The organism is Curtobacterium sp. NPDC087080, assembly GCF_044745105.1.
GTDB lineage: Bacteria > Actinomycetota > Actinomycetes > Actinomycetales > Microbacteriaceae > Curtobacterium.
The window spans coordinates 621,477-638,094 of record NZ_JBIUZP010000003.1; the positions used below are offsets into that span (position 1 = coordinate 621,477).

Genomic DNA, 16,618 nt, shown 5'->3' on the forward strand with positions numbered 1-16,618 from the left:
TCAGTGCCCGAGCCATCAGTGCCCGAGCAGCCGACGACCGGGACACCGGCCGGGCCGCGTGCCCGTCGTCCCGTCGCCCGGGTGGTCGGTGCGACCGTCGCCGCGGTGTCCATCGCGGTCGCCGCCTTCGGGTCCGTCACGTCGGCAGCGGCAGGCGGCGACCCGACCCGGTCCGTCACCCTCGTCGCGCCCGCGGCTGCCGGCGGCGGCTGGGACGGCGTCGCGCGGTCGATGCAGCAGGCCCAGCGCGCGAACGGCATCGTCAACTCCGTCCAGGTCGTCAACATGCCGGGCGCCGGTGGCACCATCGCCCTCGGCAACGTCGCGCGGCTCGCCGGGCAGACCGACACGCTGCTCGTCGGCGGGACGGGGTTGCTCGCGGCCGAGATCCAGTTCGGGTCCGCCGTGACCCACGACGACATCACGCCGCTCGCGGTCACGGTCGAGGAGTACGACGTGATCGTCGTCCCCGCGGACTCGCCCTACGAGACGCTCGACGACCTGGTCTCGGCATGGCGTGAGCGTCCCGGCTCGGTGCCGTGGACGGGCGGCGGTTCGTTCGACCAGCTCGTCGTCACCGACCTCGCCGTGTCGGCGGGGATCAACCCCAAGGACACGAACTACATCCCGTCGGACGGCGGTGGCGAGGCGATCCAGGCGCTCCTCAACGGCACGGCCGCTGCGGCCTCGGGTGGGTACCCGGACAACATCGACCAGATCGAGTCCGGTCGGCTGCGGGCCCTCGCGCTCGTCGCGGCGGACCGGGTCGAGGGCATCGACATCCCCACCGCCGTCGAGCAGGGGCACGACGTCACCCTGACCAACTGGCGCATGATCGCCGCACCGGGCGGGCTCGACGACGACCAGCGGACGCAGCTCACCGACATCGTCCTCGACACGGTCGACACCCCGGAGTGGGCGGACGCCATGGAGCGCTACCACTGGACCGAGCGGATCATCACCGGCGGGGACCTCGACACGTTCATCGACGAGGAACGCGAGCGGATCCAGGGACTGTACGAGGAGCTGGGCCGATGAGCCGACCGAGCAACCCCACGTCGTCGTCCGCGGTCGTCGGGCAGCGGCTCACGCTCCGGGCCGACCCGGGCCGTGCCGCCGCGGTGGCGAAGGAGCTGACCACCCCGGCGCTCTTCACCGCCTTCGCGGTCTACCTCGTCGTCGGCATCGTCACGATGGAGGTGCCCGCCGGCACCGCGTTCCCCGGGCCGGCGGTCTTCCCCGGGCTCGTCGCCGCGGCACTCCTGCTGCTCGCCGCGCTGCTGGTCGTGCGGTCCGTCCGGGCGGCACGGGGGCGTCGAGCCGGGACGGACGACGCCCCGCTGGAGCCCGCCACCGACACCACGGACGGAACCAGTACGGAGACCGCACGCTCGGTCCGCGTCGACTGGCGCTCCCTGGCCTGGGTGGTCCTGTCCTTCGCCGCCTTCGCGCTGCTGCTCGGCGTGCTCGGCTGGATCGTCGGCGCCGGGCTGCTGTTCCTCGGCGTCGCGAAGGGGCTCGGCGCCCCGGGGTGGTTGCGTCCGCTCGTCGTCGGCCTGACGGTGAGTGCGATCAGCTACATCGCCTTCGACATGCTGCTCGACCTGTCGCTGCCCTCGGGCATCGTCGGATGGGAGTTCTGACGTGGACGTGCTCGGTCTCCTCGGCGACGGATTCGCCGGTGCCCTGACCCCCGCCAACCTGCTCTGGGTCGTCGTCGGCTGCCTGCTCGGCACCGCCGTCGGCGTCCTCCCGGGCCTCGGCTCATCGATGGCGGTGGCACTGCTGCTGCCTGTGACGTTCTCGCTCGACCCGACAGCGGCGTTCATCATGTTCGCCGGCGTCTACTTCGGCGGACTCTTCGGCGACTCGACGATGGGCATCCTGATGAACACGCCGGGGCAGGCCTCGGCGATCGCCTCGACGTTCGAGGGCCACAAGATGGCGCTGAACGGACGAGCCGCCCAGGCGCTGGCGACGGCCGCGATCGGCGCGTTCGTCGGCGGCATGATCGCGTCGGTCCTGGTCGTGTTCCTCGCGCCGGCACTCGCGTCGTTCTCGTCGAGCTTCGGACCGGCGGAGTTCTTCGCCCTCGCACTGTTCGCCTTCGTCACGACGTCGTCGGTCGTCACCGACGACGCACTGAAGGGCCTCGGGTCGCTCTGCCTCGGGCTCGGCATCGCGGTGATCGGCGTCGACGGCATCTCGGGTGCACCTCGCTTCACCATGGGTGTCCCGGAGCTGTTCGACGGCATCTCGCTCGTCACGGTGACGGTCGCGGTCCTGGCGCTCGGCGAGGTCATCTACGTCGCCTGCCTGGCACGGCACCTGAAGGACGGCCGGATGGTGCATGCGACCGGCCGCCCGTGGCTGTCGAAGCGGGAACTCCGGGAGGCCGCACCGGCGTGGCTGCGCGGCACCGCCATCGGCCTGCCCTTCGGCGTCGTGCCCGCCGGCGGGTCCGAGATCCCGACCTTCCTGGCGTTCGGGCTCGAGAAGCGCCTGGACGCCCGCCGGAAGGACCCGCAGTTCGGCACGGGTGCGATCCGCGGTCTGGCGGCGCCCGAGGCCGCGGGCAACTCGACGACCGGCATGGCGATGGGCGCGCTGCTGTCGCTCGGCCTACCGGTGTCGGCGACGGCCGCGATCATGCTCGCCGCGTTCCGCCAGTACGGCCTGCAGCCGGGCCCGCTGCTGTTCGACCGCTCCCCCGACCTGGTCTGGGCGCTGCTGGCGTCGTTCTTCATCGCGATGGTGGTGCTGCTCGTCATCAACCTGCCGTTCGCCATGCTGTGGGCGAAGCTGCTGCGCATCCCGCGGGCGTACCTGTACGCGGGCATCGCGGTCTTCTGCGGCCTCGGGATCTACGCGACGAGCGGTTCGGTGTTCGACCTGCTCATGCTGCTCGGCATCGGCCTCGTCGGGTTCCTCATGCGGGCGCTCGACATCCCGCTCGCGCCGCTCATCATCGGCATGGTGCTCGGTCCGCTCGCCGAGACGAGCCTGCGGGACGCCGCACTCAGCGCTGACGGTGACTTCTCGGTCCTGGTGGCCGGGCCGATCCCGATCGTGCTGTACGCCGTGCTGGCGGTCGTGATCGCGGCCACCGTCACCAGCCGCGTCCGGGCGCGCCGGGCGGCGCGTCGCGAGCTGGTCGACGCGTAGCCGCGCCCCGACGGCGCCTGCAACCGGACGCGGTGGCGGTCGGACCCACACCGTGTCGGACGGGAGGCACGTGGCGGCCGCGCACCGTGCCTCCCGTCCGCCACCGCGCCGGACGGGAGGCGCGGGACCGTCCGGCACCGTGCCTCCCGTCCGCCGGGCGGCGCGCGCTACGCTCGTCCCGATGCGCGCGACCGTGCGGGACGTGGCGGCCCTCGCCGGGGTCTCCCCGAAGACCGTCTCCAACGTGGTGAACGGCGGCGTGCCCGTGCGGCCGGAGACCCGGGAGCGCGTCGAGCGCGCGGTCGTCGAGCTCGGCTACGTGCCGAACCTGTCCGCCCGCGGACTCCGGAACGGCCGCTCCGGTGCGATCGCCCTGACGCTGCCCGAACTCGGCAGCGCGTACTCGGCGGAGCTGGTGCAGTGGTTCGTCGAGCTCGCCCGCGAGCGCGGCTGGACGGTGCAGCTCGACCAGACCGGACACGATCCGGGCCGCGAGCGCGAACTCGTCTCCCGGGCCCGAGCGCACCTCGTGGACGGCCTCGTGCTCAACCCGGTGTCGCTCAGCGCGAGCGTCCTGGCCGAGACCGAGGGGCTCCCGCCGACCGTCGTCATCGGCGAGGTCGAGCCCGAGCACGTCGACCAGGTCCACGTGGACAGCCGGCTCGCCGCGCGGGAGGTCACGAGGCACCTGCTCGGCCGCGGGCACCGTCGGATCGCCCTCGTCGGAGCAGCGCGTCCGACGGACGCCACCGCGACGAGCGAGCTGCGCGACCGGGGTCACGCGGACGCGCTCGGCGCGGTCGGCCTGGAGGGCGACCCGTCCCTGCGCGTGCCGCTGGCGGCGTGGACGACGAGTGCGGCGGCGACGACGTTCGCCGCGTGGCTCGACGTGAACTCGCTGCCGGACGCGGTGTTCGCCTACACGGACTCGATCGCGTTCGGCGTGCTGCACGTCCTGGCCGCACGGGGTGTCCGCGTCCCGGAGCAGGTCAGCGTCGTGGGGTTCGACGACGTGGACGCGGCCGCCTTCGCGATCCCGGCGCTGACGACGGTGTCGTTCGACCGGCGGGTCTTCGCGACGGCGGCACTCGACCTGCTCACCCGGCGGATCGCCGACCCGACCGTGCCGCCGGAGACCGTCGTCGTGCCGCACCGGATCGTCGAGCGCGCGAGCGTCGCCGACCGCTGAGACGCCGGCCGCCGGGCGGCCGGGCGGCCGCCGGGCTGCCCTGTCGCGGGGCGCGGCGGTGCGAGGTGCCTCTGCACAACGGGAAGCACCTCGCGCCACGTGATCGCGCGGCTCGACGTGCTTCCGGTTGTGCGAGCGCACACGAGCGCATGTAGGCCGCACGCGGACCGCACACGAGCGCGCGCCGCCCGACCTCGGCTCAGCCCGCCGTGCCCGGGGCCGCCGCCGCCGCGTCGAGCACGACCTCGCGGGTCTGCTGCGCGCCGAGGATCCGGAAGTGCCCGCCGACGGGCACCCGCACGTTCGTGGCCCCGGCGAGCTCGCTGCCTCCCGGGATGAGCGTGTCGAACACCCCGTAGACCGAGGTGATCCGCGCGTTCACCGCCAGGTCACGCCCGAGCGCGGCGAGCACGGGGTCCGCCGCTCGGAAGGCCCGAAGGTGCGGCACGGGCGCCAACCGGGCGTAGACCGACCCGCCGAACGGCGTGGAGACCGCGACCATCCGGTCGATCCGCTCCCCCTCGGGCAGCGTCATCGCGTACTTGCCGATCAGACCGCCCTTGCTGTGCGCCACGATCAGCACGTCGCGCAGGTCGCGTTCGTCGAGGTACGCCAGGACCTCGCGCGCCGACTCCGGCACGGGCCGCAGGTTGTGCCGCAGGACGGGCAGCACGTGCACCGGGTGCCCGGCGTCGTGCAGCGCGTCCATCAGCGGCCGCATGAAGTGCCAGGTCTCGTAGACGCCGGGCACGACGACGACGGGTTGGCCGGCACCGGTCCGGTAGTCCTCGGCGGTCGTCGGACCGGCGCTGCGCAGTTGCCAGCGGGCCGCGTACCACCAGTCGAGCACGGCCCACCAGGCGCGCCGGAGCAGCGGCACCCGGACGGGAGGCACGGCTGCCGTCCCCGATGCCGCTCCCGCCCCCGGGGTGGTCCGGTCCGTCACCGTGCCGGCCCCGTCGTCGTGTCACCGGTCGACGGGCCACCGGTCGACGGGCCACCGGTCGGGCCGCCGGCGGCGAGGTCCTCGACGGTCTGCACCCGCCGGAACTCGTCGACGAGTCGTGCGAACGCGACGGGCTGCCGGTCCTGCACGTGGTGACCGCCGGGGAGTTCGACCAGGACGCCCCGACGCGCCGCGGCCGCGACCGCAGCAGCCCAGTCCCGTCGCCCGATCGGGTCGCGGTCGCCGCGCACGACGAGCACCGGCTGCGGGAGCTCCGGGACGGTGTGCTCGAGCCGGTACCGGAGCATCGGTCGGAGCTGCCGGACGTACTGCCGCAGGCTCCGCAGGTAGTCGGTGAGCACGACGAGGTTCATCCGCGGGTCCTCGACGAGGCAGTCGCGTCCGAGGTCCGTCGCCTGCTGCACCAGGGTCCGCCGCGCCGGGTCCACGACGGGACCGACCAGGACGACCGCGGTCACCGCGTCCGGGTGCCGGCGGGCTGCCTCGACGACGACCTGGGTGCCCATCGACTGGCCGACGAGCACGAGGTCCCCGACGCCGCGTGACCGGACGGCCCCGACCACGAGGTCACCGAGCTCCTGCAGGTCGAGCGAGCGGCCCGCAGGGGCGAGCCCACCGAAGCCCGGCAGGTCGACCGCGATCGTCCGGTGGGTGCGAGCGAGGTGGCGCTGCGTCCGGTCGAAGGAGCGGTGCGACATGCCGATGCCGTGCACGAGGACGACCGTCGGCGCGAGCGTGTCGTGCAGCCGCCCGGCCGGGGCGAGGGTCCGGAGCCGCACGGACAGCCCACCGACCTCGAAGGACTCCACCCGTGCGCGCACGGTGCGAACCTACCCGGCGGTTCCCAGCGCCGTACCAGCCTGGTCATCGGGTGCTCTCGTCGGGACCCGCTGGGGTGGACCGCATGAACGACACCACCGACGACCAGGCCGGCTCCGACGCGGGACACCGTGCACGCTCCTCCTCGCCCGGGTGGGGTGCGGCTCCGGCCGCTGGTCCCGCCCCCGCCGCGGACCCGGCGTGGACGTCCGCGCCCGCGGACCCGGCATTGGCGTCCGCGCCCGCGGACCCGTACGGACCGTCGGTGCACGGTGCCGGGACACCCTGGCCCGGCGCCGTGGCCGCCGGCCCGGCGCGCGGTCCGCGACCTCGCTGGGTCCTGCCCGTGGTCGCCGTCGCGATCGGCGCCGGGGCGCTCCTGGCCGGCGGCGGCGTCGGCTTCGCGATCGGGCACGTCGTCGGGACGCACCAGACCCCGGCCGTGCAGGACGGCACGCAGCAGCTCCCGGGCGGCGGCGGGGTCTTCCCGGGCGGGAGCCAGGGCACGGGCAGCTGACCCCTCGACGCCGGGGCGCCGCGGTCCTATGCTCCGCAGCATGCGCAAGGTGACCTCGGGGCTGTTCGCATCGGTCGACGGTGTGGTGCAGGACCCGTACAAGTACCAGTACGACTCGTTCGACGCCGAGCTCGGGACCGCCATGACGGCGTGGATGGAGCGCACCGAGACGGTCCTGCTCGGCAAGCAGAGCTACCTGGAGTGGTCCGAGTGGTGGCCGCAGCACGAGGACGACCCCTTCGGCCGGTGGATCAACCCGATCGAGAAGCACGTCGCGTCGACCACCCTCGGCGACGACCTGACGTGGCAGAACGCCCACCGGATCCAGGGTGACGTCGACGACTTCGTCCGCGACCTCAAGGCCGGCGACGGCGGCGACGTCGCGGTCACCGGCAGCGTGACGCTGGTGCGCCACCTGCTGTTCGCCGGGCTCCTCGACGAACTGCAGCTCATGGTGCACCCGGCGATCGCCGGTGCCGGGCGGAAGCTCTTCGGACCGACGGACCCGCCCACCCGTCTGCGTCTGGTGCAGAGCGTGGTGACCAGCAAGGGGAACGTGCTGAGCACCTACGCGCCCTTCGACGCCTGACGGGGTCGGGGCGCGCCTCCAGGCCGGACCCGCAGGACCGCTCCATCGGCAGCCGGACGGGCAGGTGGACGGACAGGTGCCGAGACCGGCGTACCCTTCTGGATGGCCGTCGACCGCACCACCCTGGAGAACACCATGTCCGAGGACACCCGCCCGCACGTCGTCATCGTCGGGGGTGGCTTCGCGGGGATCGCGGCCATGCGGGAGCTCGCCGACGCCGACGTCCGTGTGACGCTCGTCGACCGCCACGTCTACAACATGTTCCAGCCGCTCATGTACCAGGTCGCCACCGGCGGCCTGAACGCGGGCGACGTGACGTACTTCCTGCGGAGCCTGCGGGCGAAGCAGTCGAACGCGGACTTCCGGCACGGGCTGCTCACCGGCATCGACACCGAGCACCGCATCGCCGAGATGTCCGACGGCGAGCACCTGCACTACGACTGGCTGATCCTGGCGAACGGCGTCAACACGAGCTACTTCGGCACGCCCGGTGCGTACGAGTACGCGTACTCGATGTACTCCCGGTCACAGGCCCTCCGCATCCGCGACGAGCTGTTCACCCGCCTCGAGCAGGCCGCGGCGCAGCAGGGGCCGGACGAGATCCGCGTGGTGATCGTCGGCGGCGGCGCGACCGGCGTGGAGATGGCCGGGGCCCTCGCCGAACTGCGCGACCAGGCGCTCGTCGGCGCCTACCCGGAGATCGAGCGCGGCAACATCTCGATCACGCTCGTGCACCGCAGCGGTGAGCTGCTCAAGCCGTTCGCCCCGCGCCTCCGCCGCTACGCGGCCAAGGTGCTCCGGAAGCGCGGGGTCGTGCTCCGGCTGGACACCGGCGTCGCCGAGGTCAAGGAGGACGGTGTCGTCACCGCCTCGGGCGAGTTCATCCCCGCGTCGCAGGTCATCTGGGCCACGGGGGTCGCGGCACACAAGGAGGTCTCGGGCTGGGGCATGCCGCAGACCCACGGCGGCCGCATCCAGGTGAACGACGACCTGAGCGTGAAGGGCGTCGAGCGGATCTTCTCGGCCGGCGACATCGCGGCCCAGGACGACGCCCTCGCCCAGCTCGCCCAGCCCGCGCTGCAGGGCGGCAAGCACGTCGCCCGCCAGGTCAAGCGGCTGCTCGACGGGAAGCCGACGGAGCACTTCAAGTACTTCGACAAGGGCACGATGGCGACCATCGGGACGAACGCCGCGGTGGCGCAGCTGCGCGGTGGCATCACGATGGTCGGCCCCGTGGCGTGGCTGGCGTGGGTGGCGGTGCACATCGCCTCGCTGCTCGGCAACGGCAACCGGCTGTCGACGCTGTCGCACTTCTTCGTCCGCTACCTGTGGTTCATGCGGAAGCGCTCGATCCCGATCGTCGGCGACGTCCGGCCCGTGCGCCCGAACGGCGACCGCGAGCCCGAGCCCTGGCAGATGCAGAAGGCCGAGTAGCGCGGATCGCGGTCGCCGCTCAGCGCGCGGCGGGCCCGGACCCCGCATCGCGCGACTGGTGCGACGACGTCGACGTCGTACGACAGCGGTTCTGTCGTTCCACCCGCACCGCTCGTGCTCCGCGCGGTCCGGCCGCCCTCAGCGCGCGGCGACGTGGGCGTACGCCCCCGCGGCGATGTCCTCGAGCAGGGTCGGGCCGGTCGGCTCCCAGCCGAGCAGCTCCTGCGTCGCGGTCGACGACGCCGACATCTCCGCGCCGAAGAACCCGCCGATGAACCCGAAGTGCGCTGACGCGTCCGACGGGTCGATGCTCGTGACCGGCAGCCCGAGCGCGTCGCCGATCGCCGCGGCGATCTCCCGCGTGGGGATGCCCTCCTCGGCGACGGCGTGGAGCCGGGAGCCGGCCGGTGCCTGCTCGAGACCGAGCCGCACCATCCGTGCGGCGTCGGTCACGTGCACGGCCGCCCAGCGGTTGCTGCCGCCACCGACGTAGCCGGACACTCCGCGCTCGAGCGCGACCCCGGCCAGGTACGCGACGAACCCGTGGTCGCTGATCCCGTGCGTCGTCGGGCTGAACCGCGCGGCGATCGGCCGGACCCCCTGGTCGACGAAGTCGAACGCACGGTTCTCGCTGCCGCCGCGCGGGCTGTCCACGCCCGTGAACGGAGACGGGTCGCGTTCCTCGGCGGGACGGCCCGGTGCCAGCGCGGCGATCCCGGATGCCACCACGAGCGGCCGGTCCGTGCCGACGAGGGCGCTCGCGAGGGTCTCGACGGCGGCGCGCTCGGCAGCGTTGGTCGCGGCCTGGTCGGACCAGTCGTGCTTGTTCGCGAGGTGCAGGACGCCGTCGACGCCGGCCGCACCGCGGGCGAGCACCTCGAGGTCGTCGAGGTCGCCGCGCAGGACCGTGACGCCCTTGGTCTCGAGCGCCGTCGCCGACGCGGCGGAGCGGGCGAGGCCGGTGACGGTGTGTCCCGCGGCGAGCAGGTCGTCGACGGTGTGGGAGCCGATCCAGCCGGAGGCTCCGGTGACGAACACGTGCATGAGTGATCCCTTCGTGGGCTGCCCGCGGCCTGATGTCACGGACTGACATCACCGTAGCACTCGATGTCAGCGACTGTCATCAGTAGGATCGTCCCATGGCGCGATGGCGATCCGGCACCCGGGAACGACTGCAGGCGACCGCGCTGCAGCTCTTCGCCGAGCGCGGGTACGACGAGACGACCGTCGCCGAGATAGCCGCGGCGGCCGAGGTCACCGAGCGCACCTTCTTCCGGCACTTCGCGGACAAGCGCGAGGTGCTGTTCGCCGGGCAGGACGACTTCACCGGCATGTTCACCCGCCCGGTCGCCGAGGCCCCCGCGGACACGGCCGCCCTCGCCCTGGTCGGACGTGCGCTCGACTCCGCGGCGGCGTTCTTCCCCGACGACCGTCGCGCGTGGTCCCGGGCCCGACAGCACGTCATCGACGCCGTCCCCGCCCTGGGCGAGCGGGAACTCGGGAAGCTCGCGACCCTGAAGGTCCACCTGGGCGACGCACTGCGGGCACACGGGATCGACGAACCGGCGGCCACGATCGCCGCGGAGACGGCGGTCACGGTGTTCCACCTGTCCTTCACGCAGTGGATCACGGACGGCGAGGACCGCGACTTCGGGGCGATCGTGCACGAGCGACTGGACGCACTGACCCGGATCGTGCACCCCGGATCTTGAGGGTCCTCTTACCCGGGCAGGGCAAGCTCGTCGTCATCCGTTCGAACGATCCTCGCAGGGAGGAACCGTGGCGACGAACACCCTCGCCCCCGAGCACGCCCGCGCGGTCGACCGCAGCACGCCGGTCGGTCGCGGGACCCGTGCTGCCCGGCCGACGCCGCCACCGCCGCTGACCCGCCGTGCGCCGGCCCTCGACGGCCTGCGCACCATCGCCATCGCCATGGTGATCCTGTACCACCTGCACGTGCCGCAGTTCGAGGGCGGCTTCGTCGGCGTCACCGTGTTCTTCGCCCTGTCGGGGTTCCTCATCACGACCCTGCTGCTCGGAGAGCACCGGAAGACCGGGCGCATCCGACTCGGGAACTTCTGGCTGAAGCGCCTGCTCCGGCTCTACCCCGCGCTCGTCGCCCTCGTCGTCGTCGGCCTGCTCCTGTGGAACTGGGTGGGCGACTACAAGGGTGCGTCGTTCAGCCCCGGCGAAGCGGCGTTCATCGCGCTGACGTACACGGGCAACCTGTTCCGCTCCTTCTGGGACACGACGCAGGGCGTCTTCGCCCACACGTGGTCGTTGTCGATGGAGGAGCAGTTCTACCTGGTCTGGCCTCCCGTCCTGGTGTTCCTCCTCGTGGTCCGGTCGCGTCGACGCTGGCTGCTCGCCGGGCTCGGCGCGGTGATCGTGGCCTGCTCGGTCGCCGCCGGTCTCGTCTACGCGAAGCCGAACAGCGGCGCGACGCCCGACGTCTACTTCTCCCCCGTCCTCGGGGTCGTCCCGCTGGCGACGGGCTGCCTGCTCGCACTGCTGCTCGACGACGAGCGCGTCCGCACGTGGGCGGCCGGACTCGCCGGCCACGTCGCGACGTGGGCCGGCATCGTCCTGCTCGCCGGGGTCATGCTCTGGATCGGGGACGACTGGGCCCAGCACGCGTGGACGTTCAGCGTCGTGCTGCCGCTCACCGGTGTCGTCTCCGCAGTGCTCATCGGCGGTCTCGTGTCGGTACGGTCGCCGCTGTCCGCCGCGCTCGCGTGGTCGCCCGTCTCCTGGTTCGGTCGGCGCGTGTCGTACGCCGCGTACCTCTGGCACCCACTCGTCATCGCGCTCCTCGACCCCTTCGCGGTCGGTCCGTGGGGCCAGGTGCTGATGATCGCGGTCGCCGTCATCGTCGCGGTCGGTGCCGCCTACGCGGTCGAGGTCCCCGTCGAGAAGGCGCAGAAGCGCTTCCGCGAAGCCCGTCGGCTCGCCGCCGAGGACCGCGCCGAGCGCGCCCGCGTCACCACCTGACGACGGCGGCGAGCGGGGCGTCGACGTGCGCCACCGCCGGACGGGAGGCTCGCGGCGCGCCCGCCACGCGCCTCCCGTCCGACGACGCCTGGGCGGGTCGTCGTGACCGGTCCGTAGGCTCGCCTGCGTGACCACGGAACGTGTCGACGTGCTCGTCGTCGGCGGCGGGCCCGTCGGCCTGTTCGCCGCCGCGCTCCTCGAACGGCTGGGCGTCTCCGTCGCCGTCTGGGAGCGACGCGACACCGAGCCGACGGGCTCGCGGGCGATCGGGATCCACCCGCCGTCGCTCGACGCCTTCGCCGCGATCGGCCTGGACACCGCGGTGCTCGCCGAGGCGGTGCTCGTCCGCACGGGCGTGGCCCGGAGCCGCGGTCGCGTGCTCGGGTCGCTGTCCTTCGACCGCGCCTCGGCGACGCACCCCTACGTCGCCACCCTCGACCAGCACCGCACCGAGGCCCTGCTGCGCGACCGGCTCGCACCCGGGGTGCTGCGGACGGGCACGACGGTGACCGACCTGTCCCGCCGTGCCGGTCACGTGGTGGCCCACGGCGTCGGATCCGACGGTGCCCCGGTCGTCGTCGAGTCGGCCTTCGTCGTCGGGGCGGACGGCGCCCGGAGCGCGGTGCGCGACCTGGTCGGCATCGCGTCCTCGGGGCGCGACTACCGCGACCGGTACGTGATGGGCGACTTCGTCGACCCCGAGCCCGAGCGGGCGCGGTCGTCGGCGTTGGTCGACGTCGGGCCGGAGGGGGTCGTCGAGTCGTTCCCCCTGCCGGGTGGCCGACGCCGGTACGTCGCCCTCGTGGCGGGCGGCCGGACCGCACCGGACGATCGCTCGCCTGACTCGGACGCTGCCGTCCGGCTCGCAGCGATCGTCACCGGGCGCACCGGTGCCCGGCCCGACCCGGCGACGTGCACGATGACGAGCGGCTTCCGGGTGCGGCGGCGGGAGGCCTCGCGCGTGGGTGTCGGGCGGGTGGTGCTCGTCGGGGACGCCGCCCACGAGATCAGCCCGATCGGCGGCCAGGGCATGAACCTCGGATGGCTCGACGCCGCTGCGCTCGCGCCGCTGCTGGCCGAGGCGGTCCGATCCGGGACGACCGGTCCGTGGCAGGAGTCCGCGAACGCCTACGCCGTCGGGCGGCAGGTCGCGGCGCGACGGGCTGCGCGGCAGGCGGAACTGAACATGGCGCTCGGGCGTCCGACCGGTGCGCTCGGGTCGGTGGGGCGGGCGGCGCTGCTCCGCACCGTGCTCGCGCTGCCGAGCGCCGACGGGCTCGCCGGGGTCTACGCGATGCGGTGGGCCTGAGCGGGGATGTCGCTCCTGCGGGCGCTGGTGCAGGCGCTGGTGCTGGTGCTGGTGCTGGTGCTGCTGCTGGTGCTGGTGCTCGCCCGTGGACCGGTGCCGTCAGGCGACCAGGCGCGCGCCGGCAAGACCCAGCTCCACCACGAGGACCAGGGACGACGCGATGACGAGTCGGAACAGCGCGCGCGTGGGACGACCGGCGACGACCAGCCGGATGCCGACCGCGGCGAGCACGACGACCACGGCAGCGCCCACGACCGCCAGGACGGTCCCGGCCGTGCCGACGCCTCCGCCAGCTCCGCCGCCGCCGGCGAGCTGACCGCCGAGCACCAGCGCCGCCGCCACGACGAGGGCGCCGAACGCGAGCGTGCCCGCGCCCCGGAGCCCCAGCCGGTGCGGGAACCCTCGGACGCCGGTGGCCTCGTCGTCGAGCAGGTCGGGCAGCACGTTGGTGCAGTGGATCGCGACACCGAAGACCGCTCCGGTGGCGATCGCCCACCACGCCGGCCACGCACCGCCGGCGCCGGCCGCGACGGACACGACCGGCAGCAGTCCGAACGCCACGACGAACGGCACGACGGACCACACGGTGCGCTTCAGTCCGGCGTCGTAGGCCCAGCCGGCAGCGACGAGGACGACGTGGGCGACCGCGGCGACCGGCCCGAGCGCGATCGACAGGAGCACGGCGACACCGGCCGTCGCGAAGGCAGCGGTCCGGACCGTGCGGACGGCGATGAGTCCGCGTGCGACGGGCTTGTCGCTGCGGCCGACCGCCCGGTCGCGGTCGGCGTCGATCCAGTCGTTGGCGAGTCCGATCGACAGCTGCCCGGACACGACGGCGAGCGCCACGAGCACGACGAGCCACCAGGGGTGCCCGACGGCGGCGGCGATCACGGCGGCGAGGACCGTCACCGTGACGGTCGGGCCGGGGTGGGACGACGCGAACAGCAGGCGGACGGTCGAGGGCCTGCGGGTGTCGCTCACACCGGTGAGCGTACGGACCGGTGGCTGCACGGGTGCGACGGCGGCCGCTGACCCGTGGCGCCTCGGGTGTCGAGGCGCCACGGGCCGTGGTGCGCTGCGATCAGGCCGCGGGGATCAGGCCGTTCGGGTTCAGCACGTACTTCGTCGCCGCACCCTTGTCGAACTCCTCGTACCCGCGGGGGGCCTCGTCGAGTCCGATCGGCTTCGCGTTGACGTTCTTCGCGATGCTCGTCCGGTCGTGCAGGATCGCCATCATCAGCTGCCGGTTGTACTTCATCACCGGGCACTGGCCCGTGGTGAACGACAGCGACTTGGCCCACCCGGTGCCGAGGCTGAGCGAGAGGGCACCCTTCTTCGCCGCCTCGTCGACGCCGCCCGGGTCACCCGTGACGTAGAGCCCGGGGATGCCGAGTGCGCCTCCGGCCGCCGTGACGTCCATGAGGGAGTTGAGCACCGTGGCGGGGGCCTCGTGGCCGGAGCCGGAGCCGTGCCCCTTCGCCTCGAAGCCCACGGCGTCGATGCCGCAGTCGACGAGGGGCTCACCGAGGATCTGGTCGATCTGGTCGGCCGGGTCACCCTTCGTCAGGTCGACCGTCTCGCATCCGAAGCTGCGTGCCTGTGCCAGCCGGTCGGCGTTCATGTCACCGACGATCACGACGCTCGCGCCGAGCAGGAACGCACCGGTCGCGGCTGCGAGGCCCACGGGTCCGGCACCGGCGACGTACACGGTCGAACCGACCTCGACCCCCGCGGTCACGGCGCCGTGGAAACCGGTGGGGAAGATGTCGGAGAGCATCGCGAGGTCGAGGACCTTCTCGAGCGCCTGGTCGCGGTCGGGGAACTTCAGCAGGTTCCAGTCGGCGTACGGCACGAGCACGTACTCGGCCTGACCGCCGACCCACCCGCCCATGTCGACGTAGCCGTAGGCGCTGCCCGGTCGGTCCGGGTTCACGTTGAGGCAGATGCCGGTCTTCCGCTCCTTGCAGTTCCGGCAGCGCCCGCAGGCGATGTTGAACGGCACCGAGACGATGTCACCGACCTTGATGAACTCGACGTCCGGTCCGACCTCGACGACCTCGCCGGTGATCTCGTGCCCGAGGACGAGGTCCGTCGGGGCCGTCGTGCGGCCGCGGACCATGTGCTGGTCGCTGCCGCAGATGTTCGTCGCCACGGTGCGCAGGATCGCGCCGTGGTTCACCTTGCGTCCGACGTTCGCCGGGTTGACGCCGGGTCCGTCCTTGAGCTCGAACGTCGGGTAGTCGGTGCCGATGACCTCGACCTTCCCGGGTCCCTTGTACGCGACTGCGTGGTTGCTCGCCATGTGATCCTCCTCGATCGGTCGGCGGCGGCAGGTGCGGGGAGCGCGCAGCACGGCGGTGCGCTCCTCGTCCCGTCGAGGGGCCGTCTCCGTCGACGGGTGATCCGGACTGTACCTCCCGTGTCCGAGGGCGACAAGGACGGTGCACGACTACCGGATGATCGGTCTCCCGCGCTTCCTCATCGGTCCTGGTGCGCCTGGCTGTTCCGCGCGTACCAGGTCGATTCGCGCGTACCTGGTCGTTCGTTTCCGTCAGCCATGCCCGTTTCCGCTTCCCATCGCAGGCGCTATGGGAAAGAACGGGCAGCGGATGGTCCTGCAGCGAGCATCATCCAGTCCGAGCAAGCGCCCGCATGCCCGCGCCCGCGCCCGCGCAAGCGCCCGCGCCACCTCAGGCAGCAGCCGCGGCCCGCTCTGCGCTCCGCCGCCGACGCCCGAGCACCCCCGACGCCAGCGCGATCCCGAGCAGCACCACGACCCCACCCACGGGCTCGTTCCACCGCAGCGGCTCACCGAGCACGAGGACCCCGAGCGCCACCCCGACCACCGGCGTCAGGTACGTCACCGTCGATGCCCGCCCGGCGCCCCACGCCCCGACCAAGCGCGTGTTCCACGCGTAGGCCAGCCCCGTGCCCACCGCACCGAGCGCGACCATCGCGGCCACGATCCTCCAGTCCAGCTGCACCGGACCGGTCGCGATGACGGGCGCGACGAGCAGCATGAGCACCGCCGCCAGCGTGAGCTGCACCGTCGCGACGGTGGTCGGGTCCTGGCCGCTCCCGACCCCGAAGCGTCGGAGCCACGCGAGGCCGATGCCGTACGAGGCGGTCATGCCGAGCAGCGCCAGCTGCCCGGGGACGGTGGCGAGGACGGCCGGGTCGCCGACCAGGTCCCACGGGCCGACGAGCACGAGCACGCCCAGGATCCCGAGGGCGATCCCGCCGAGCTGTCGTCGGCTGAGTCGTTCGGAGGGCACCAGCACGGCGAGTGCCAGCAGCGTCATGATCGGTGTCGTCGCGTTGTAGATGCTCGCCAGGCCCGACGGCACGGTCTGCTCGGCCCACGCCATGAGCGACGACGGCACCGCGTTCAGGAAGACCGCGACGACGAGCAGGTGCCCCCACACGCGCGGCTCCCGCGGCCACCGGCGCCGGGTGACGAGCAGCACGACCACGAGCGTGACCGCGCCGAGCACGGTGCGCACGGTGGCGACCTGCTGCGGCGCGAGTCCCTCGAGCCCGATCTTCGCGAAGAAGAAGCTGGAGCCCCAGGTGAGGGCGACCAGGACGTAGAGGAGGGCGTTCACGAGCGCTAGCATCGACCACCACTCGGGCATGTG

At 73.1% G+C, this 16,618-nt stretch carries 16 protein-coding genes; 10 read left to right on the forward strand and 6 right to left on the reverse strand.

The features are described from left to right. The first annotated feature begins 3 nt into the window (after positions 1-3). The 4 genes from ACIPEQ_RS11190 to ACIPEQ_RS11205 all read left to right on the forward strand — a co-directional run bounded on the left by ACIPEQ_RS11190 (position 4) and on the right by ACIPEQ_RS11205 (position 4,354). Positions 4-1,038, forward strand: coding sequence for a tripartite tricarboxylate transporter substrate binding protein (locus ACIPEQ_RS11190; protein WP_402715204.1), 1,035 nt, complete (start codon positions 4-6; stop codon positions 1,036-1,038). Continuing rightward, complete coding sequence (locus tag ACIPEQ_RS11195; RefSeq protein ID WP_402715205.1) at positions 1,035-1,643, forward strand: tripartite tricarboxylate transporter TctB family protein; 609 nt, start codon at positions 1,035-1,037, stop codon at positions 1,641-1,643. Before ACIPEQ_RS11190 ends, ACIPEQ_RS11195 begins: the two co-directional genes overlap by 4 nt. 1 nt (position 1,644) lies before the next feature. After that, positions 1,645-3,165: a tripartite tricarboxylate transporter permease gene (locus ACIPEQ_RS11200; protein WP_402715206.1), complete on the forward strand. Its 1,521-nt coding sequence runs from the start codon at positions 1,645-1,647 to the stop codon at positions 3,163-3,165. A gap of 181 nt (positions 3,166-3,346) precedes the next feature. Beyond that, on the forward strand, positions 3,347-4,354 hold the full coding sequence (locus tag ACIPEQ_RS11205; RefSeq protein WP_402715207.1) for a LacI family DNA-binding transcriptional regulator: 1,008 nt from the start codon (positions 3,347-3,349) through the stop codon (positions 4,352-4,354). Between the two features lie 199 nt (positions 4,355-4,553). Here ACIPEQ_RS11205 and ACIPEQ_RS11210 read toward each other — a convergent pair whose 3' ends face one another. Together ACIPEQ_RS11210 and ACIPEQ_RS11215 are read right to left on the reverse strand one after the other, a co-directional pair. Then, complete coding sequence (locus ACIPEQ_RS11210; RefSeq protein WP_402715208.1) at positions 4,554-5,300, reverse strand: esterase/lipase family protein; 747 nt, start codon at positions 5,298-5,300, stop codon at positions 4,554-4,556. Continuing rightward, on the reverse strand, positions 5,297-6,142 hold the full coding sequence (locus tag ACIPEQ_RS11215) for an alpha/beta fold hydrolase (RefSeq protein WP_402715209.1): 846 nt from the start codon (positions 6,140-6,142) through the stop codon (positions 5,297-5,299). Before ACIPEQ_RS11215 ends, ACIPEQ_RS11210 begins: the two co-directional genes overlap by 4 nt. Before the next feature lie 83 nt (positions 6,143-6,225). On the opposite strand from ACIPEQ_RS11215, the gene ACIPEQ_RS11220 reads away from it, so the two are divergent. The 3 genes from ACIPEQ_RS11220 to ACIPEQ_RS11230 all read left to right on the forward strand — a co-directional run bounded on the left by ACIPEQ_RS11220 (position 6,226) and on the right by ACIPEQ_RS11230 (position 8,680). Next, a complete protein-coding gene (locus ACIPEQ_RS11220; RefSeq protein WP_402715210.1) occupies positions 6,226-6,657 on the forward strand; it encodes a hypothetical protein in 432 nt (143 codons plus the stop codon). A gap of 40 nt (positions 6,658-6,697) precedes the next feature. Continuing rightward, positions 6,698-7,246, forward strand: coding sequence for a dihydrofolate reductase family protein (locus ACIPEQ_RS11225; protein ID WP_402715211.1), 549 nt, complete (start codon positions 6,698-6,700; stop codon positions 7,244-7,246). Positions 7,247-7,348: 102 nt separating this feature from the next. Further along, a complete protein-coding gene (locus ACIPEQ_RS11230) occupies positions 7,349-8,680 on the forward strand; it encodes an NAD(P)/FAD-dependent oxidoreductase (RefSeq protein ID WP_238638178.1) in 1,332 nt (443 codons plus the stop codon). 138 nt (positions 8,681-8,818) lie between these two features. Here ACIPEQ_RS11230 and ACIPEQ_RS11235 read toward each other — a convergent pair whose 3' ends face one another. Further along, a complete protein-coding gene (locus ACIPEQ_RS11235) occupies positions 8,819-9,724 on the reverse strand; it encodes an NAD-dependent epimerase/dehydratase family protein (RefSeq protein ID WP_402715212.1) in 906 nt (301 codons plus the stop codon). 95 nt (positions 9,725-9,819) lie between these two features. Here ACIPEQ_RS11235 and ACIPEQ_RS11240 point away from each other — a divergent pair, with 95 nt between their 5' ends. From ACIPEQ_RS11240 to ACIPEQ_RS11250, 3 genes are all read left to right on the forward strand, one after another. Further along, positions 9,820-10,392, forward strand: coding sequence for a TetR/AcrR family transcriptional regulator (locus ACIPEQ_RS11240; RefSeq protein WP_402715213.1), 573 nt, complete (start codon positions 9,820-9,822; stop codon positions 10,390-10,392). A gap of 67 nt (positions 10,393-10,459) precedes the next feature. Continuing rightward, positions 10,460-11,671, forward strand: coding sequence for an acyltransferase family protein (locus tag ACIPEQ_RS11245; RefSeq protein WP_402715214.1), 1,212 nt, complete (start codon positions 10,460-10,462; stop codon positions 11,669-11,671). 127 nt (positions 11,672-11,798) lie between these two features. Continuing rightward, on the forward strand, positions 11,799-12,980 hold the full coding sequence (locus tag ACIPEQ_RS11250; protein WP_402715215.1) for an FAD-dependent oxidoreductase: 1,182 nt from the start codon (positions 11,799-11,801) through the stop codon (positions 12,978-12,980). Between the two features lie 99 nt (positions 12,981-13,079). On the opposite strand, the gene ACIPEQ_RS11255 is transcribed toward ACIPEQ_RS11250, so the two are convergent. From ACIPEQ_RS11255 to ACIPEQ_RS11265, 3 genes are all read right to left on the reverse strand, one after another. After that, positions 13,080-13,961, reverse strand: a complete 882-nt coding sequence (locus tag ACIPEQ_RS11255; RefSeq protein WP_402715216.1) for a UbiA family prenyltransferase — start codon at positions 13,959-13,961, stop codon at positions 13,080-13,082. Between the two features lie 100 nt (positions 13,962-14,061). Continuing rightward, positions 14,062-15,282, reverse strand: coding sequence for a formaldehyde dehydrogenase, glutathione-independent (gene fdhA / locus ACIPEQ_RS11260; protein WP_402715217.1), 1,221 nt, complete (start codon positions 15,280-15,282; stop codon positions 14,062-14,064). Positions 15,283-15,670: 388 nt separating this feature from the next. Then, a complete protein-coding gene (locus ACIPEQ_RS11265; protein ID WP_402715218.1) occupies positions 15,671-16,585 on the reverse strand; it encodes a DMT family transporter in 915 nt (304 codons plus the stop codon). Positions 16,586-16,618 lie beyond the last annotated feature (33 nt).